This is a genomic window from Pseudomonas sp. R38(2017) (genome assembly GCF_002112395.1).
GTDB lineage: Bacteria > Pseudomonadota > Gammaproteobacteria > Pseudomonadales > Pseudomonadaceae > Aquipseudomonas.
In genome coordinates this window covers 1-18,232 of the sequence record NZ_NEHN01000014.1, presented here as the reverse complement: position 1 = coordinate 18,232, position 18,232 = coordinate 1, and the positions used below count along the sequence as shown (strand labels likewise).

12 protein-coding genes and 3 pseudogenes are annotated in these 18,232 nt (G+C 53.2%); 8 read left to right on the top strand and 7 right to left on the bottom strand.

Annotated elements, in window-relative coordinates:
• Window positions 1-2: 2 nt before the first annotated feature.
• Window positions 3-1,703: a TnsD family Tn7-like transposition protein gene (locus CAF87_RS27175; protein ID WP_085733910.1), complete on the top strand. Its 1,701-nt coding sequence runs from the start codon at window positions 3-5 to the stop codon at window positions 1,701-1,703.
• Between the two features lie 906 nt (window positions 1,704-2,609).
• Here the strand turns inward: CAF87_RS27175 and CAF87_RS29140 are convergent.
• Together CAF87_RS29140 and CAF87_RS27165 are read right to left on the bottom strand one after the other, a co-directional pair.
• Window positions 2,610-2,732: pseudogene (locus CAF87_RS29140) on the bottom strand (arsenical resistance protein ArsH); the annotation flags it as partial.
• A 654-nt stretch (window positions 2,733-3,386) separates the two neighbouring features.
• Window positions 3,387-4,640 carry a TauD/TfdA family dioxygenase gene (locus CAF87_RS27165; protein ID WP_085733912.1) on the bottom strand — a complete coding sequence of 418 codons (1,254 nt, stop codon included), beginning with the start codon at window positions 4,638-4,640 and terminating at the stop codon, window positions 3,387-3,389.
• Between the two features lie 97 nt (window positions 4,641-4,737).
• Here CAF87_RS27165 and CAF87_RS27160 point away from each other — a divergent pair, with 97 nt between their 5' ends.
• The 3 genes from CAF87_RS27160 to CAF87_RS27150 are packed head-to-tail and all read left to right on the top strand — an operon-like array spanning window position 4,738 to window position 9,697.
• Window positions 4,738-5,625, top strand: a complete 888-nt coding sequence (locus CAF87_RS27160) for a hypothetical protein (RefSeq protein WP_170929581.1) — start codon at window positions 4,738-4,740, stop codon at window positions 5,623-5,625.
• 1 nt (window position 5,626) lies between these two features.
• On the top strand, window positions 5,627-8,908 hold the full coding sequence (locus CAF87_RS27155) for a UvrD-helicase domain-containing protein (RefSeq protein ID WP_170929582.1): 3,282 nt from the start codon (window positions 5,627-5,629) through the stop codon (window positions 8,906-8,908).
• A 57-nt stretch (window positions 8,909-8,965) separates the two neighbouring features.
• Window positions 8,966-9,697, top strand: coding sequence for a hypothetical protein (locus CAF87_RS27150; protein WP_085733914.1), 732 nt, complete (start codon window positions 8,966-8,968; stop codon window positions 9,695-9,697).
• A 170-nt stretch (window positions 9,698-9,867) separates the two neighbouring features.
• Here the strand turns inward: CAF87_RS27150 and CAF87_RS27145 are convergent, their stop codons facing one another.
• Window positions 9,868-10,758 carry a LysR family transcriptional regulator gene (locus CAF87_RS27145; protein ID WP_085733923.1) on the bottom strand — a complete coding sequence of 297 codons (891 nt, stop codon included), beginning with the start codon at window positions 10,756-10,758 and terminating at the stop codon, window positions 9,868-9,870.
• 143 nt (window positions 10,759-10,901) lie between these two features.
• Here CAF87_RS27145 and CAF87_RS27140 point away from each other — a divergent pair, with 143 nt between their 5' ends.
• Window positions 10,902-12,302 (top strand): amidohydrolase family protein, encoded by a 1,401-nt coding sequence (locus CAF87_RS27140; RefSeq protein WP_085733915.1) that lies wholly within the window; start codon window positions 10,902-10,904, stop codon window positions 12,300-12,302.
• An 11-nt stretch (window positions 12,303-12,313) separates the two neighbouring features.
• A complete protein-coding gene (locus tag CAF87_RS27135) occupies window positions 12,314-12,787 on the top strand; it encodes a DMT family transporter (protein WP_085733916.1) in 474 nt (157 codons plus the stop codon).
• Window positions 12,788-13,025: 238 nt separating this feature from the next.
• Here CAF87_RS27135 and CAF87_RS27130 read toward each other — a convergent pair.
• The 4 genes and pseudogenes from CAF87_RS27130 to CAF87_RS27115 all read right to left on the bottom strand — a co-directional run.
• Window positions 13,026-13,258 (bottom strand): annotated as a pseudogene (locus CAF87_RS27130) (NAD(P)H-dependent oxidoreductase); the annotation flags it as partial.
• A gap of 4 nt (window positions 13,259-13,262) precedes the next feature.
• A complete protein-coding gene (locus CAF87_RS27125) occupies window positions 13,263-14,906 on the bottom strand; it encodes a TniQ family protein (protein ID WP_085733917.1) in 1,644 nt (547 codons plus the stop codon).
• 90 nt (window positions 14,907-14,996) lie between these two features.
• Window positions 14,997-15,434: a MarR family winged helix-turn-helix transcriptional regulator gene (locus tag CAF87_RS27120; RefSeq protein WP_256576065.1), complete on the bottom strand. Its 438-nt coding sequence runs from the start codon at window positions 15,432-15,434 to the stop codon at window positions 14,997-14,999.
• Between the two features lie 115 nt (window positions 15,435-15,549).
• Window positions 15,550-16,440: a YafY family protein gene (locus CAF87_RS27115; RefSeq protein WP_085733919.1), complete on the bottom strand. Its 891-nt coding sequence runs from the start codon at window positions 16,438-16,440 to the stop codon at window positions 15,550-15,552.
• A 564-nt stretch (window positions 16,441-17,004) separates the two neighbouring features.
• Here CAF87_RS27115 and CAF87_RS29830 point away from each other — a divergent pair.
• Together CAF87_RS29830 and CAF87_RS27110 are read left to right on the top strand one after the other, a co-directional pair.
• Window positions 17,005-17,361 carry a 4-fold beta flower protein gene (locus tag CAF87_RS29830; protein WP_371850994.1) on the top strand — a complete coding sequence of 119 codons (357 nt, stop codon included), beginning with the start codon at window positions 17,005-17,007 and terminating at the stop codon, window positions 17,359-17,361.
• Window positions 17,362-17,974: 613 nt separating this feature from the next.
• A pseudogene (locus CAF87_RS27110) lies at window positions 17,975-18,232 on the top strand (urocanate hydratase); the annotation flags it as partial.

The window sequence follows — 18,232 nt, the reverse complement described above, 5'->3', positions numbered from 1 at the left end:
AAATGGATCATGAATTTCATTTCTTTCCTGCTCCCTGTCCCGATGAAACGCTGCACAGCCTTTTATCGAGGTATGTTCGCCTATCTGGATTAGGATCTTGGGCTGCGGTATTCAACGCAGCCCAAGGTGACGGAAGCTTCGCGCGTGACCTTCCATTCCCGTGCCATTTGATTGATCTGGTGCACGCGTTGCCATCGGGCGCGAATCTCAGACTCGATTCAATCATTTCCAGGCATACGCTACTGCCGTACTACCAACCCTTCCTCACCGAGCAGCAACTGGCCGACGCCCAGTTTCAAATGGCCTATCGGGGAGGGATTGGCCTTAAAACCAAACTCGGAATAATCGCTAGCCGACTGGAAGCAACTTCCAGAACTCGGCTTTGCCCAATTTGTTTGGTAACAGATATCCGTGATTACGGAACGGCGTATTGGCATCGCGTACACCAATTGCCTGGAGTGTGGATCTGCCCCCGCTGCCAGGCGCCTCTTTCAGTAGTCGATCATCACTGGCTAGCCAAAGGGCTTAGGAAGCTTTATTTGCCACAGGATGAGGACGTCCAAGCACATGCATATCGGTTTTTGGTCAACAAGCGTCAGCACCAAGCCCTGCTTGCTCTTGCCCGAAACTCTCTACATCTACTTGAAGCCAACGCTCCGCCTCAACCAGCCGCACTGATCCGCCAGTCATTGTTAAACGTGGTCATTGAGCGAGGGCTCGCCTCTCCGTCTGGCCGGCTATGCCTCAGTGAAATAGCCCATTTTTTACATAGGCATATTGAAGCGTTCCCCACGAGTGGAGAGTTCCTGATATTGAGAGGTGAGTTGGATAGCCTGCCTGCGTGTTGGGTGACCAAGATTTTGCGCAAGCCGAGGGGAACACATCATCCCCTCAAATATTTGATGCTGGCGGATGCTTTCGGTCTGGACCTCTCTACCGTTTTGAACGCCAATGAAATGTCTTCTTGTAAGCCCTCGAATGGTTCAAACGATGTATTGGGCTGTGGCCGGTTGCACTCATGCAGTGGGAAGCCCCTGCGACCGAGCCAGCGCGTGCATGTTTCGATAAAAGTCGAGCAGATAGTTTGGGAGGACGCCATAAACGGGGTGGGAGCTACAGAAATAGGTGGTTCTCGAGGGGTGTCGGCAGCGACTGTTTACCGATCCATCCGAGCTATTTCAGGCGGCCCGGAAAGATGGAAAAAATTGAAATTTACGAGAGAACGTGCAGCGAGACGTAAGCGGTTCTCGGAACAATACCGGATAGCTTTAGCACACCAGTGCCAAGACTACATGTGGTTGTATCGCAATGATCGGCTGTGGCTTAAGAAGCACTTAGGGAAGATCGTTGCTTGTAAGGAGCAACGGCAATCGGATAATTCATTCGCCGAACTTGATTCACTTCTGGCAGAAAAAATCGTTCTGTGTGTCCGTTCTATTTTTTCGCGAACTGGAAAGCCCGTACGTGTTTGCAAAAATCGGATCGGCCGCGAGCTAGACGCGTTATCACGATTTGAAAAGCAGCTTGATCGGTTTCCAATTTGTGCGGGGGTGTTGGCCGCCGTCAGTGAAAGCACGGATAATTTTCATCGTCGTCGCTTAGATTGGGCAACGCAGGAGCTCATTCGCCTTAAAATGCCGCTCACCTGTTCAGCACTTTACAGACTAGCCTCGATCAGACCGCCGGTTCGAGAGAAAGGTTGAGTGGATGGCTACAGTCAACTTAATTCCGAGAAAGCCGTAGGTGCGCGGCTTTCTCGGAGTAAAAACTGCGCTTGGCCATCCATCGCAGGACAAGGCGTTAATCAAAGCTCCTTCTTATCCTCGCTTTTGCTTTTCGTTGTTCTCCGCCGACGAGTGAGCGGCATGCGAGTGACTGTAGTCGCGGGCCGTGTCGCCTCGTTGCTTATCGCATTGACACCTTCAAGAACTTGGCGAGCAGCAATTTCTCCTGCTTGGCGAGCCACGGCATCAACGCCTCCGGCGATCCCGAGGCGATACTCACGAGCTGCTGCCCCGTATAGCCACCGCTTTCCGTCCCAAGCTTTATCACACCATGAATCTTTCATGTTTTCACCTCGTGGGTGATCTGCGTTGATATGCCGCCTTAGCGACTGTTCCTAAGAATGCTCAAATCCTTGGCGACCAGAGACTGCGAAACGCCTAGCAGATCGGCGATTTCAGATTGAGTCATGCCTTCGCTGTACATCTGACGTTCTATATTTCGGCGTTCCGCCACAGATATTTCGGCGGGATCAAACTGCGTGAGTTGGCGAAATGAATTCCCGCGAACTCGAGCCGAAAGGACTTGCCCGGAAGGTTTCGCTACGTGAGCGACTACAACACCTGCCGCCCCCATGATCTTGAAAGTATCGTTACGAGGGTCAATTGACAGTTCCTCCATAGCCTCAAGCAGCGTTTTACTTGCGCCAGGGACGGTTAGAGACCTACGTGGTGGAAGGGCCATCGGCTCTCTCTACAATGTCTTCATGGGAATCTAGGAATTCCTAGATTTCCATGAAATCTAGTACAGAAATGGCGTGTGTCAAATCTATGGACCGATTTCGGATTTTTTTGATCGCCACCCCGTTCCACCACGTAACCTAATCCTCAAATGGAGCGCTGATTCACTCGTTTCGACAGCTCTTCAGCTGACTCTTTGCGTTCAGAGTAACGGTCTACCAAGTAGTCCTGACGGTCACGCAGCAGCAGGGTGAACTTCACCAGTTCCTGAGTATTCGCATTGGTTCCGACATCAATTCGCATGCCTAACCGACACTGATTCGCACGCAAAACCGATACAACACGGTTCTTCAAAACCGACAGCCATTCGCGCCCGTCGACACCTATTCGCATTCTCCGACAGCCATTCGCACGCCCCGACACCTATTCGCACACGCCGACAGTTCGCTTTGCCGACGCCCGGAGATATCCAGTCACTGACTCGCAGTACCAAATGGCCTCTCGCTGATGACTGCTGCCGGCCAATAGCGGACTTTTCTGCAGAGTCTTATCATGCCTCTGTTGAGGCTCGGAAGCTTCTACGAAACTAGGGGCGATTCAGTTGCGACAGTTTTACCCTTTCTCAACATGCCGCTGGAGCCCGCGAATTTCGGGCTCAGCTGCGACAGTTTTAATTATCAAAATCCAAGGGAGATGGGTGGAGCTAATGTTGCCCCCCCAACCGTACAGGGTCCACGCGATTGGCCCCCGCCGATTTCTACCCTGTGCGACCGGCAGTTACGGGTTGACTGCCGCCCTCCGTGCACCAGGGGCATGCTGGACCTCCACCAACGGAGGTAATGCCATGAACGTAAAAACCACTTCCTGGTACGCGATCGGCTTTTCGATGTCGTCAGTTAGCTTTGTCATCGACAGCCTACCAAATCAGGGGTAGAGCTTGTAGCTACTTCCGGAGCAGCGTTGCTCCGCATCGAGATCGCCGGTTTCCAGACCGTATGTACGCAGCAGCCAACGAGCCTCCCCGCCTACTTCGCCGCCCACTTCTGAGCGTCCATGTAAGCCAATGCGATTGTTCACCAAGAGAATGTCTCCAGGATTCAAGACCACGCTACGCACCCGCTCGCGGCACCGAGCCATGAATGCATTACGTGCAGAGCTAGCCGCGTTTTTCGCATCAACATCCATGCCGTCAGTGCCGTCCTGAATTGGATCCACAACCGAGCTGTGACTAAAGCGAATCCAGAAGCCCTCTTGCCGCCTAAAAAGCACTCGGCGGTTATCGATTCGAGGGGGGCGAGCGTGAGGCCAGTTCATCGCCTGCTTCACCCCCGCAAGGAAGGTTCGCTGCGGAGCAAGGGTGAATTGCGGTTTGCAGAGCTCTTCAATCTCTTGCTCCGAAAGTCCCAGCAGCACCTCGTTCAACGGCATCACCGTCGTGCCCGTGGTATCAGGGTTGCGCAGTCCGGACAGGCATACGAAATCTGGGGATGGCGCGAATCTCGGGTACTTCTCGTCCCGCTCACCACGGATAGGGAAAAACACACCGTCCGTGTGACCTCGCATCTCGCCTTTCGATTTATCGGCCATAGCGCTATCCCCTTCCAGAGCAACGAGGTTCACGAACAAGTGACCCTCATTTTCGGATGCGTAGGAAACGACCGATGACTCGATGGCAGCAATACATGCCACCGAAGAAATCCTGGCGGCGATTGTTGCCTGACAGTCAGGTATTGGAAGAAACGCACACGGCGTTTCAGGCAAAGCTTCGCCTGCGACATCGACCGAGAAGACGGCTTGCAAATGAATGCAGGGCTCACTCCAGGCCAAGCTCTTCAGCTGAGGCAAGGTAACGCCGCGTGCTTCAATGTGTTCCTTAACACGAGGCAGCAGCTCATCGGCAAGCGTCACTGGGTCATCTAAAGACGCAGCGCACTGCTCAAGCGACCGTTCTGCTATCCAGTTCGCAACGGCAGTGCGAATAGCTTCTGCAAAAATGTAATTTAATTGCATACACCAACCTTGGTGATATAGTGTTGATATATCAAGCCTGCGGGCTAACATACACGCATCCGTGACCAGCCCCAAGCCTACCATGAAAAGTGATATCAGTTTGACCTCGCTCCCCTTGCGGAAGTGGGCTGAATACTTCTTGCGCGTCTCAGCAGAGGCGATGTTCACAGACGCTCGCGGTAGGCATGAATGCTCCCTTGGTCTACCCAATGGAGAAGAGCTGAACGTTGTCGCGGATACACCAGACCAATTGGCAAGGAAGGTCATGGCTGAGCTCACCAGCGCATTGGCCTCGCCGCCACCTGTGTCTGAGTGCTCCGGAATGGAAAGCTGTTCAAGCGCAGTTACTCAGGGAAGTCCGAAAGAGACGACGACAATGCACTCTAATGATCAAGCATCAGTACAGGCATCAAAGACGTACTCAAAAGCCAAACAAGTGACTGTCGGGGTTAGCAGTAGTCGAGGCATGTACGACACCCTGGCCAGACTTGCCGAAAAGCGCGGTGCGTCTGCTGCCGAAGTCACACGGCAGCTCGTTGAGCAGAGCCTCGAAAGCTTCTACACCCTTGTTGAGAGCAAAAGCCCTCGCAAGATTTTCGAATGCTATGAACAGCGGCTTCGAAGCTACGAAGGCGAGGCCTATCAGTGGATGGCTCGCCTTGACCATGACTTGGGCGTGGACGTGAAGATCGCCGCTCAGGAGTTCAAGAAGTCAGCCTCCCAGATCGTTGGCTACTTCGTTGCAGAAGGTCTGGCGAACTGCGCAGATGCACAGGAGTTCGTAACAGACGAGTGCTCAGATGAAGAGGTCGAGAAAGCCTTAGTAACCATCGAGGATTTCAAAGGCCCTAGGGCAAAGCAACTGGCACAAGATGTCGGGCTCGGTAAACGCAGAGAGCTCATGAATCAGGTATTAGCAGGTACTGTTTTAGCCCCAACTCGATTGCTGGCGGCATTGGCAAAGCAATTGGAGCTTTCAACTTCATCCCTACGCCGGGCGTTTTCTCTGACGCTGAACCAGTCAGTTGTCCCCTCGCATAAGGCCGAAGGCAGCCCAACGGTATGTGTAACAGCCAAAACCTGGCGAGAAGGCGTTGAAGCGTTACGCCTTCCCAAGGAAGAAGAACAGCAGCTGTTAGAGCTTGAGGATTGACGTGAATCCATTTGATCGAGCCCGGCGCAAGGCTATCGAGATACGCGGTCAGTTGCTGTCGCATTGCCAGGAAGGCATCCCCGACAGTGATGAATTACTGGCCAATCTTGAAGACGTCGTTGAAATCGCTATTGAGCCCGTCCCGCACGATCACTTCGAACTGGGTAACGGCGATGCGGTGCTAAAGCGCTCGATCAAAACCATCTACATCCGAAACGACGCCTCACCTGAGGAGTACGCCTATCTACTTGCCCATGAGCTTGGGCATTGGTTCCTGGACTTCGTTGAAGGCAAGAAAACGATCAGCCAACTCTCCATGCTTAACCCACAAGTGGAGCCTGGCGAGGCCATTATCGTTGAAGGCTATGGCGCCTGGGAACGACAAGAACTACAAGCAAACGTCTTCGCCCGCGAGCTTCTGCTGCCCAGAGAGCTTGCATTTGAGCTGTGGCAGGAGGGAGGGCGCTCTCGCAGTATTGCGAAACGCCTACACCTCCATCTGGAGCTTGTAAGGCAGCAACTCGCCGATGCTCTCCTACTGCCTCGCATCCCGATCCCACCTGCACCCATTGCGCCCACACCAAGCAAAGCTCAATTAGATGCAGCGGAAGCGAAAGAGAGGTTCGTCAACGTTGTAGCAGGGCCTGGCACGGGTAAGACCACCACGCTCGTGCATCGGATCACCTACCTACTCAACCAGGGTGTTCCACCCAACAAGATTCTGGTTCTGACCTTTACTACCCGTGCAGCTCATGAACTCGTCGAGCGTCTGAGGATTGCGAACGTCACTGGCGCCTCGCAGATTTGGGCAGGAACATTCCATGCCCTAGGCCTGGAGTTCCTCCGCAAGTACCACACCCTTTTTGACTTAACACCGCAGATCCGCATCGCAGACGATCTCCAGCAGGTCAAGATGATGGTTCAAGAGCTGCCCAAGATTGAACTCCAGTACTACCGCCGGCTCCAGAACCCGTACGACTGGCTACCAGAGGTACTCGGCATCATCAGCAGACTGAAGGAAGAGCTCGTTACTCCGGACGACTACGCCAATATCCTCGCAAAGCTACCTCCTATGGATGATGAAACCACGCGGAACCGCAAGGATATCGAGCTCATCTACCGCGCCTATGAAGACGCGCTGCAACGAGAAAAATGGGTCGACTACACCGATTTGCTTGTACGCCTTACCCGGCAGGCAGAGTCGAATCGCCCAGCTATCGCACAGTTTGTTGATCTCTTCGAACACGTACTCGTGGACGAGTATCAGGACGTGACCCATGTAATGGTCGAGTTGGTGAAGCTGCTGGGTTCGTCGACCAAGAACCTTTGGGTGGTCGGCGACATTCGTCAGGCGATTCATCACTGGCGTGGCGCCTCAATCCAGAGCTTGCTGAAATTTGAACAAGCTTTTGTATCAGGCACCTCGGCCTCTATTCGCCGGTACTCTCTCGACGTAAACCGACGAAGTACCCCAGAAATTCTCCGGGTCGTGGATTTGGCAGGTCGACTTCATGCACTGCAGCCACGAATCGCAGCAGACGTAGTCACGCCAAATCGCCCACCGAGCGGACAAATACCGGCTCGCTATCAATGCGAAGATTCGGACTCTCAGACTCTCACAGTGGCTCAGCAGATACTTTCTGCCGTCTCGAACCAACACCCGTTCCGAAATCAATGCATCATCAGCGCCACCAACGCGCAGCTCGATGAACTGGCTGACGGCCTTGCCCGTGTGGGTATACCTACGCTTCACATTGGCGATGTTCTTCAGCGTCCCTCAATTCAACGATTCCTCTGCCTGATGCAGTTGCTCAGCCATAAGTGCCCTACCGCACTATGGGGGCTGCGTAGCGACCCTCTGCTGGGGATGCCAGAGGCAGATATCGCTCACTTGATAGCGATCTCAAAGGCTGACAAGCAATGGCACAAGGGAGGTTGGGCAGGAAAGAACGTCCCTGGGTTGTCACCGGCAGGCATTCAGGCCAATGAGCATCTCGGCCACCTTTTCAAATCTCTGAAGGCACACAAGCGACCCTGGGATTTCGTGTGCGAGCTGATTCTGGAACTTGGCTTTGGAATGCCCAGCCTTGATGACGATACAACACCGCGTCAAATCGAGCGCCTGGCTCTTTGGCTGTTTCTGTACGGGGTACGCAATGGTGATGGCTCCGCGAGCCAGGCAACGCTTTCCAAGTTCCTGGAGCGCGAGGACATGCGCCGCCGCATAAAACAGCGTATTGATCGGACGATTCCGCCAGAGGCTTCAGCAATTAATGCAGTCCGGCTCATGACCATCCATGGCAGCAAGGGTTTAGAGTTTCCGGTCGTTCACTTTCCCAATGTCGACAACGCCCGTTTCGGTAGCCGAGGAGGCCATAACGGAGAGAACGATAACGGGGCATTGCTGCTGCCACCCGAGGTACTTAACAGCAACGCTGAAGAGCGGGCGTTTGAAGCGAATGTTGAGCAGAACAACCTGCTCTACGTAGCCCTGTCGAGAGCCAAAGACTGCCTCAACATCTACTGCACTAAAGTGGATATCCCCGCGTGCATTCGTGACGGCAACACAGTTCAAACCCTGAACGGCGTGGCCGGCGTACCGACAAAAAAAGCGAAACCAGCCAAGGCGGTGAAGCCTGCAACGACGCCGACATACTCTTTTGCAGCTATTGAAACCCTGATCGGCTGCCCTAAGCAGTTCAATTACTCTCACGAGCTAGAGCTGCCCCGTGAGCAGGAAATTGATGTATCGATGAGGGCCCGATCAGCCCTACTTGATGCCCTTGAGCGGGTATTCAGGGACGGCGCACCAGCGACAGATACGTTCAATCAGGTGTGGGAGGAACGTGCACTTCCAGCCGAGTCGACAGATCAAAACTTGGTAGCTGAGGCATTCGGAGCGTTCAACATAGGCTTGGGCATTCAGGCAGCAACCAAAGCGCGTTATGTGCCACCACAGAAGGCATTAGTCGAGGGTGTGCAAATAGAAATGCCATGGATGTTGGAGGCGGCCAACGGCAACCTGCATTGGCTGCACACTGGAATGAGCTTGAAATATCTGAGTAGTCACGTCAGGCCATTGATGCTGAACCTGGTCGATAAACCCCAGCACGTGATGCACCTGCACTCACTCTCAAGTGGAAATCACGCAGAATGCCTCCCCTCAGATAGGCCTGGGAACACGTCTCTAGTGAAAGCAGTAAAAGCCCTTGGCAAGCCAGAACGGGGACCCATCAAGAAGTCCTGCAATCGGTGTGCTTACAGAGCGATTTGCACCAGTTGACCCTGGGGCAACGCCAAGCATAAGACATGCAGCCCCACCACGAACCGAGATAAGAAGATGTCACCGGCCCAATTCGCCTGGGAAGCCCTTTCGAACACAATGCGCCTTTATGCGGAGTCGAGCGCGAGATTTCACGCTCTGATGAAGGTCGATCAAGAAGAGGCCGTTGCCAACCATGATCGGGCCTTTGAAGCGAAGCTGGAGTCATTCCATCGACTGTACGATGTCACGAAGAACCTTCCAGGCTTTGATTATTTCAATCATGCGGATACGTCACTGCTGATCGTTCTTCGTAACGCGCTACACCATCGCGATCACAGCCTGTTCACCAGTTGGAATCGAATGATGTCCTCCGATGGCGGTGTGTCGAGCAAGGCTGGGGCCGCTTTTCTAATAGGTGAGTACGAGCGACAAGCTGAGCGGACTTCGCGGTATCCACTTCCTTTGCACGACTTCTATCAGCGACTTTCTCATAGCTCTCTTCGAAGGCCAGACACGCTGCGTAAGCTTTGGAATGATGACCTGGCCTTCGCAAAGATCGCAGACCACGCGCAGCAGAAGGAATATCCCGCCCACCAAGTGTACGTAGATGTGCTCCCAGTCTTCTGCTCGGCACTCAAGCGGGTGACCTCATGGATCCACACCGCAGAGCTTGCTTCGGTCGGCTTTGATAGCAAAACCTACGCTGCTCACTTTTCCCGATCCCCAGCGCTGGATCTACGCGTACCAGTCTTCAAAATCGTGCGGATTCCTATGTTTCTTGCCGATATCGAGGCACCTTGCAACTAAGTCTGATCAGGTTTGGGGCTGGAAGATCTGAAGCGCTCTGAATCAGCCCTGCATCGGTAGATACGCGATGACCACTTTTGGCCGACTGCTGCCGGCCAAAAGCGGACGCTTAGCAAACCTTCGGTAATGGGCTGCGAAGAAGAGCGGGGACTAGCGGTTTTTCTCGATTACTAATCTCGGATAAGCCCCGCTATCCAATCAGCGAATGCGCTGACAGCCGGCGACAAAAAGCGCTGATGCGGATATACCAAGTGCACAGGAACCGAGGCAGGCTGCCAGTCAGCAAGCACTTCGACCAACCGACCCTCTTGCAGGTGTTCGCTGACGACGTTCTCAGCAAGCTGAATCAACCCGAAACCATCAAGGCACATTTTGATGTAAAGCCCAGTCTCGTTGACGGCGGCTGTACCGTTTACCGGTACTGAGATCTTTTCAGTACCGCGTGCGAAGCGCATTTCGCCCGCTTGCTTAGCGCGGCTCGAAAAGTAATGGATGGCCCGGTGGTGTGACAAATCTAGTGGTGTCTGCGGAGTACCGTTTTCTTCGAGATAGGCGGCAGATGCACAGGTCACCCAGCGAAACCGGCCGAGTGGGCGGGCAACGAGCGTTGAGTCATCGAGCTCGCCTGTTCGAACAACGCAGTCGATACCCTCCTGAACAAGATCTACCCGCCGATCATTGACGCCTATCATCAGGTAGATGTCCGGGTAGCGCCGGTAAAAATCCTGCAGGTTGGGCATGACAATGAAGTGTGCAATGCCGCCTGGCATATCGACCCGCAAACGCCCCTGTGGCCGTTTTACGGAGTCCGTCAGACTGGTCTCCGTGTGTTCGATCAGCTGCAATATTTCTCGGCATTGCGCCAGATACTGTGCACCCTCAGGCGTCAGACTAACCCGCCGCGTGGTTCTGTTGAGCAGGCGCACCTGCAGGTACTTCTCAAGATTTTTAACGCTGCTGGTAACCGTCGAGGCCGGCAAAGAGAGCGTCTGCGCCGCCTGGATAAAGCTTCCTGCCTCAGCCACACGGACGAATACTTGCATCGCTTGAATACGATCCATGACTGTTAGCAGCCTCAAAGCAGTGACCGGGGAATGCATTATTATTCGTCATTTTTGAATAATAAAAACAGTTTAACCATCTTTTTTCTGCAGTATCGCCTTGCGTACATTTCTTCCAACGAAATTTGAAGAGGTGTAGCGCAATGACTGAATACAACCGCAGCATCATGCAAGCCCCGGCCGCTTCGGCCGCTCGTACACTTATTCGCGGCGCCACCGTGCTGAGCATGGATGGCGATATCGGCAATCTGGCGTGCGGCGATATCCTTATCGAGGGCAGCACCATCACGGCCATTGGTGAAAATCTCGACGCCTGCGATGCCGTTGTAATCGAGGCGTCCGGCATGATTGCCATGCCCGGCATGGTCGACACGCACCGCCACTCTTGGGAAGGGCAACTACGTCGAATCAATCCGAACGCCGCAACCCTGGAGGACTACTGCAACGCAACCCACTTCTCGTTCGCCAAATACTATCGCCCGGCAGACATGTATATCGGCAACCTCCTGACCGCATTGGGCTGCATCGATGCCGGTATCACGACCCTGGTGGACAACTCGCATAACAGCCGCACCGGTGAGCACTCCGATGCCGCTGTCGAAGCGCTGCTCGATGCAGGCATACGCGCCGTACACGCCTCGGGGGCGCCGGTTGCGGGTGAGTGGGACAAAGCCCACTGGCCGGGCAATCTGGAGCGTCTGCAGGAAAAATACATCAAGAAAGGCGACAACCCGCTGCTCTCTCTGGCGGTAATGGCGCAGCTGGAGCCTGAGCTGTGGGCTGAGGCCCGACGCCTAGGGCTGCCTATCATCACCGAGTTTTTTGGCGGGGACATGGCGGCTGAGTTGGAAGGATTGCATCGGGAGGGGCTGCTGCGCTCCGACAACATCTTCAACCACTGCACCGCGCTGCCGGACGCCGGCTGGAAAATCCTTCGCGAGGCTGGCGTTCGAGTCAACGTATGCCCGCGTTCAGATGCCCACTACGGCATTGAAGATGGAATGTTCGCCATGCAGTCTGCCCAGCGTCACGGTATCAGCCCGGGATTGAGTGTCGATAACGAAACCTCCTACAGCGGCGACATGTTCATGGAGATGCGGGTGGCGTTCTATCTGCAGCGCGTTATGGGCATGCACCATCAGCGCTGCTGCGGCGCAGACCATCATCCGGCAGTGACCCTGCCAGCTCATGACCTGCTCAAAGCCGCCACGGTCGACGGCGCCGCCTGTGCCGGCTTGCTGGACAAAGTCGGCAGCCTGGTCCCCGGCAAGCAGGCTGATCTGATTCTTATCAACGCGCAGGACATCAACCTTTACCCATCAGGTAACGCCTTCGGCACCGTGGTACACGCGGCCGAACGCAGCAACGTCGACACGGTCATGATTGGCGGACGCATCGTCAAACGTGGTGGCAAGGTGCTGGGCGTGGACGGCGAAAGTTTGCGTGCGGCAATCGACGAGTCCCGTGAGCATCTGTTTGCTGCTGCAGGCTACCAGCCGGACATCTTTGCCGAGAAATTCCTGCCGCTTGAGTCAGCCAAGTAAGGAGGCAAGAGATGAACGCAGTCTACTACCTGCTGGCTCTCTGCGCCGGGCTTGGTATCACCCTGCAGACCACGCTGAATGGTCGACTCGCTAAAGGTGTGGGTGGAGATTCCGTAGCGGCGGCACTGTTCTCTTTTATTGCCGGTGCGGTATGCCTGGGCATCTTTTCATTGATGCGAGGTGGGATAGTGGCCTCATTGGCGGCTATCCCTTCCCAGCCCTTGTGGAGCCTGCTGGGCGGTCTGCTGGGTGCCGGTGCGTTGCTCAGTTATGTGGTGCTCGCGCCAAAAATCGGCCTGTCAGCACTGCTTGGCCTCGCTATCGCTGCGCAGATCATTTCATCACTGATTATCGATCACTTCGGATTGATGGGGGCATTGGAAAGACCTGTGTCTCCCATCAAGTTGGCAGGGGCTATGGTGATGCTCGCAGGCCTGGCTGTCGCTTTGCTCGGTGACAGGTGGTCAGCGCTTTTCTCCGGCTAGTGAGGTGCGGATGAAAATTGCAATACCGAAGGTCCGCTTTTGGCCGAGTGCAGTCATTTCGAAGCGGTTGCTCTCGGCCAGAAGCGGCCTTTCGTATGGGGCAAAACCCTTGCTCCTTGGCCTCAGGCGCCAAAGTCAGGTACGTGCTTATTTTCCTTCTTTTTAGAAAAGCCTTTGATCACCAGATACAGAAGTGGCCCCAGAGACACGAAGATCAGGGTGATCAGCAAATGGGGCAAGACGCTGAGCCGCCGTACACCTGCATGACGGCAAGAGTTTTACCCTGGGTCGGACGCACAGCGCCCATCGCTAAAGGCACCCAGTCGATCTGAGCTTGAAGACGGAGATCATCGACCCGTGACGCTCAGGTGAGCACCACACTTGGCCTTCCGACCACTGCATCAGTTCACGCAGTTCAGCGACCTTCGGATGGGTATCCGGAGCATCATCTGGCAGGGGTAATCCTGATGGCTACTTAACCTTTTTGCTTGGTGTAGGCTCGTCCTCCGAGGGACATTTGGTAACCAGGAGGGCCCTCCCATTGGCGGGTGACGTTTGCTTTGGCCAGTTCTTTTTCAACATCTATTCCTTCGCTCACCATTTTTTCCACATCCCATTCGAAGTAGCTAATGAGTGCTTTCCAAGCTTGATTAGGCAAAGACGATAGTTGAACCAAGCTCGTAATATTGGGAGTTAATTTCAGACGGTGCATTTCTGATAGCGCTGAAATAATTCTGCGCAAACGGAAGTGCCACACTGATTCAAAATTAGTTTCGAGTTGTTCGGATACCAGTGGAAATAGGCTTTTTCGTTGAGGGAAGCCTGGTATTCTCTTCGGAAGCAATGCAAGCATGTTTCCAAGATTAACGCGGATCTGTGTTTTGCTGATTTTATAAAGCTCATTAACACCATTTTTAATGATGTCTGCGTATTCGCTATCGAGTTTATTAGTATTAGATTCTCTTAACGCAGTATTTGCTTTTTTTGAGAGTGCACCTAAAAGCCATTTTTTATCGTTTGCTGTGAGCCAAAGGGTAGCTTGATACGCATGTTTCCATAAGTAGTCCAGGGTTGCTCCCGTGCGGGCTTCTATGATGTTGTTAACTTTTAGGCGATGAAGTGCTTTGGTGGCGTTAGGGGTTGTTTTGTTGTATGGTTTTCTGGACTTTGTTCCAGTAAATAGTATTAGCTCTTCCGTAATTCTCTTTTCAAATGTCCCCACGTCCCCAAATAAATGAAGAGCAATGATGAGGTGTCGGGTGATGGGCATATCTAGCTGATCATTAACAGTGGTGGTTCTTATCCACTGATGGTACTTGCCTGACGCGTACGCGTTATCAATTCTAGACAAAAAATCATGACCAAATTTTGATTGGATACTTTCGAACATTTTCGTCGTCGCCATTAGGTTTCCACGAGCAAACCCACTTTTCTTGGCTTGTCGACGATAACATGCGGCTAATACCCCAGATGGAACTGCCGGCAAGTCGCTATGCAGAAGGTCCTTTGCAAACTGCGCAAATTTTTGCTCGATTTCCGACACTCTCGAAGGAGAGTGTGAGCCCAATGGTCTCCAGCCGCATACGCAGGAGCTGGTTAACAAAGGTAATAGCTTGTTTTTTCGGTAAAACGGATGCGTGCAAGTTGGACAGGCCTGCAATAAAGTCTCACCGTGTCTCCAGCAAGCTGTTACACCAGGAATGTGATGAGACCGGTGCCAGTACGAATGTCCTGTCTCAATAAGATCCGATTGGGCGCAGGAAAGGCAAATCTTAGCCATGCTATGAAAACTTACCTCTCTACGAGGAAGTCTGGATACGAGCGAAATGCTATTGCCATCATTGACTTTGGAGATGCCTAAGAACGGCTTGTAAGCAGGAAGAATGGTGTTGCTCGCAAGCAACTCATTTAGATTATCGCTCTTGTCGCCAGGAAGCTTCTCCGCAAGGTCTTCGATTCGTTTAGGGATAATTTTGATAACAAATGGTTCGGCACCAAAAAGATCTTTAAAAGTCTCACGCTCAGTTCTATTTCCCGAAAGTAAATGATATCGGGTAACTCGTGAGTGAAAGGTCTCGTCTGGCATGGACATCGGGAAGAACAGAATTTTTTGAGACATTCGTAAGACTTTAGGTGATGGTCAATTTTCTCAGACTTTACAGGTCTAGAGAGGGTGCGATTTTTCGGGAGAAGGACAGCTTTTTCTATTTCAGCAGCATTTGCTTGGCAGATATTCGTCACGGCTAAGGTCTTTCAGACCGAAGCGTTGTTCGGTGGCTTTGGCGAAGCGGCGTAGCATTTCGATCGCGCCATCACGAGCTTCTTTCGATAAGTCGCAGGCTAGATTACGAGCTTCTCCCACCAAGTCCGACCGAATGCTTTCATAGATGGCCATGCCTTCGGGGGTCACGGTGATTGCCAGTGCGCGGCCGTCACTTGCGTCCGGTACACGTTGAACCAGGCCCTGCTTGGCAAGCGAATCGACCAGCCGGCTGGCATTACTCTTGTCGAGAAAAAGCTCGCTGGCCAGCGATTGAACCCGAACAGGCCCAGCCTTGATCACATGCTCCAGTGCGTAGCATTGAGTGACGGACAGTCCTTCGCAGCAGCTGCGATCTCTGTCACGAAACTGGTAGACGCGAACCAAATGACTCAGCGCTTCATAGAGCTGTTCGGCGTCCTGGTCGATCTGATCGATCTTTGGCCTATAGAAAGCCGCATGTACAAGACTACCCCGAGGTACTCAGGTGTCCATCCAGTCGCTATGTAGTACTGTTGGATGGCTTCTTATATCCAGGCGCAAAGATTGCGCTCTCCACACCATACAGAGCCAGCGGATCACTCAACCATAAACGGTAAGCTAGATCGCTGATGCTGTGATCAGGTGAGCAGTCAATATGGTATTGCTGCAGCACGTAGCCGGCCATCGCGGCGCGAACACGAAGCCGCATGACTCCATCTTCCATTCCGAAATCTCGGATGACCAACTCGGTTGAGTCTTTGTCAGGATGAGGGACTATAGGAAGATCCAACATCCGATTCCACTGATCATCCTGCCCCCAGCTTTCTTCTGCTCGTGGCTTTTCACCGAGAAGAACTTCAGCGCTGCTCATCCGGGTAAATACGAAGTCTGCAAATTTTCCGTTCTTGCGATCAAATGCCCTAGCATGCCAACGAAGCCCGTCACAACCGATGGCAAAGGGAACAATCTCTCGCGTTGAAGACCCTGATTTCGACGTGTACTCAATTCTTACCACTTGGCCAAGGTGAATCGCGCGCGTGACGGGGGCGAGGATTTCAATCTTGGGACGACTGAGTAAGGACACGGATTCGTGGCGAATCAATGAGCCTTCCCCTGAGTCGACGCCATCGCCAAACCCTTGCGAGAGAGTCACTAATACACGCTCGGAAGCATGCATTACCTGAGGGGCGAACTGCTCACGAATAACATAGTGCTTACTCACTGGATCAAGTTCAGTGTTTTCGGGCGCGAGTTCACGGTAGAGCGCAAAGTCGCGTGTGGCGGCTGCTGAAGCCACCCCAAAACGTTCCATTAAATCCGAGCGCGATACGACTCCCAAAAAATAGAGACGGAAGTCTATGAAGGCTAAGCGCTCCTGCTGTGCCTTGCTGTAATCGCTGAGGTCAATCATGTTTTCTCCGTTCGGTCATCAACGGCCGCAACCAATCATTCATGTGTCGAGGATAACACATGATGGGTTGACGTAATCAAAATGATGATGATAGTATTAAATTATGGATTGGTCTCATGCTCTCTGTGAGCATGCTATCAAATCTCTAACGGAGGTTTGTAGTGGCAGCTTGAGGCCAGGAAATAGAAAAGCCGACCAAGGTACGAACTTGATCGGCTTTTGGGAAAAGACGTCTGAACTGGCTCCAGATGTCTCTCGCGCTTCAGGAAAAGCGTTGTGATGGTATCCCCAATGGGTACCGTTCGCAAGGGAGCGAGTTTGTGTTCGAGCCAATCTCTGTGAGAGACGACTATGTCCCAGCAAGAGATGTTCGAAAAGCCAGACGAGGAAGGGGAGGTTATCTATCGTATGACCATCCGCACTAAGTCTGGAAAGGTGATTCGACGTGCGAACGGCCAGCCGTTCCGCATTGTTCTTCGCCCTAAAGCGGCTTAATAGGCCGTCCACTCGAAACCAGGGCATCAATCGATGCCCTGAATCCCCCTTCCAGAATGGATAATTCCCATGAGCCTAGATTTTTACGATCGTAGTGGCACTCCCATCGCATATACCGACGACGGTGCGCATTTGTTCACGTTCAGTGGACGACCAGTTGGGTACTTTCATGATGACTCCCTCTATTCATATGAGGGACAGCATCTCGGTCGCATTTCCAACGGACTGATTCGTGACAACCGCGGCCACGTTGTCTTCTTCTCAAGCGAGGCGACAGGTGGCCCCATGAGACCTGTTCGCCGATTGAAGCCGCTCAAAGGTCTCAAGCGATTAAAGCCTCTTAAACGCCTGCGGCGACTCGCGCCTCTGCGACCGATGCTCAGCAATAATTGGTCGCAGCTTTCCGGGCAACAATTTTTCTTGTGAGAAAAGCCTCAAGCCTAGCGGCCTCCGGTTCGGGGTCGTTAGGCTTGTGTGTTTTTGGCGGGGGCGGAACTTCTCACCATGGTGTCAAAATATATTGTTGAAAATCTGGCTTGCTTTAGAGGCTTGAGCTGCTAGGTGTCAGAATGTCCACCCAGTGGCTCATTCAAAAAAGCAGTTTAGCGCCAGCTATTATCAGGCCACTGGTGTCAAAATATTATGTTTGGCACCAACGACCACAACCTGGAGACTCATTGAGGCCTCCAGGCTGTGGGATGTTTCCTACTTTTTGTTACCGAACACCCCAGCGCGGTGCAATGCCACGCTCCTGTAACAGCCACTCTCCTTTCAAAAAACGCCCCTTCGAAAAATATTCAATCAATCGATGCCCCGTGATTTCGGTGTTCTTAGCGATGTCCGCTGGTTTTGTCAGAAAGCTTCTCCATCAGTTGGCCGTTCAATTGCATATTCCTGTATGTACAAGTAAAGACGTATGCATGTGAGTTGAACGAAACTCCGCATCACGTCCCCTGATTCGCTTGTCGCGCATTGAAGCGCACAAGCCGCTTGCCCATCGCCAGGGTTGGTTTGAATTGATCGCTGAGGAGTCTTTTTCGTGACTGACGCAAAAACTACTAAATTCCGTGACGTCGAAATCCGCGCCGCTCGCGGCAACAAGCTGACCGCCAAGAGCTGGCTGACCGAAGCGCCGCTGCGCATGCTGATGAACAACCTCGACCCGGAAGTGGCCGAGAACCCGAAAGAGCTGGTGGTTTACGGTGGCATCGGTCGCGCCGCGCGTAACTGGGAGTGCTACGACAAGATCGTCGAAAGCCTGACCAATCTGAATGACGACGAGACCCTGCTGGTGCAA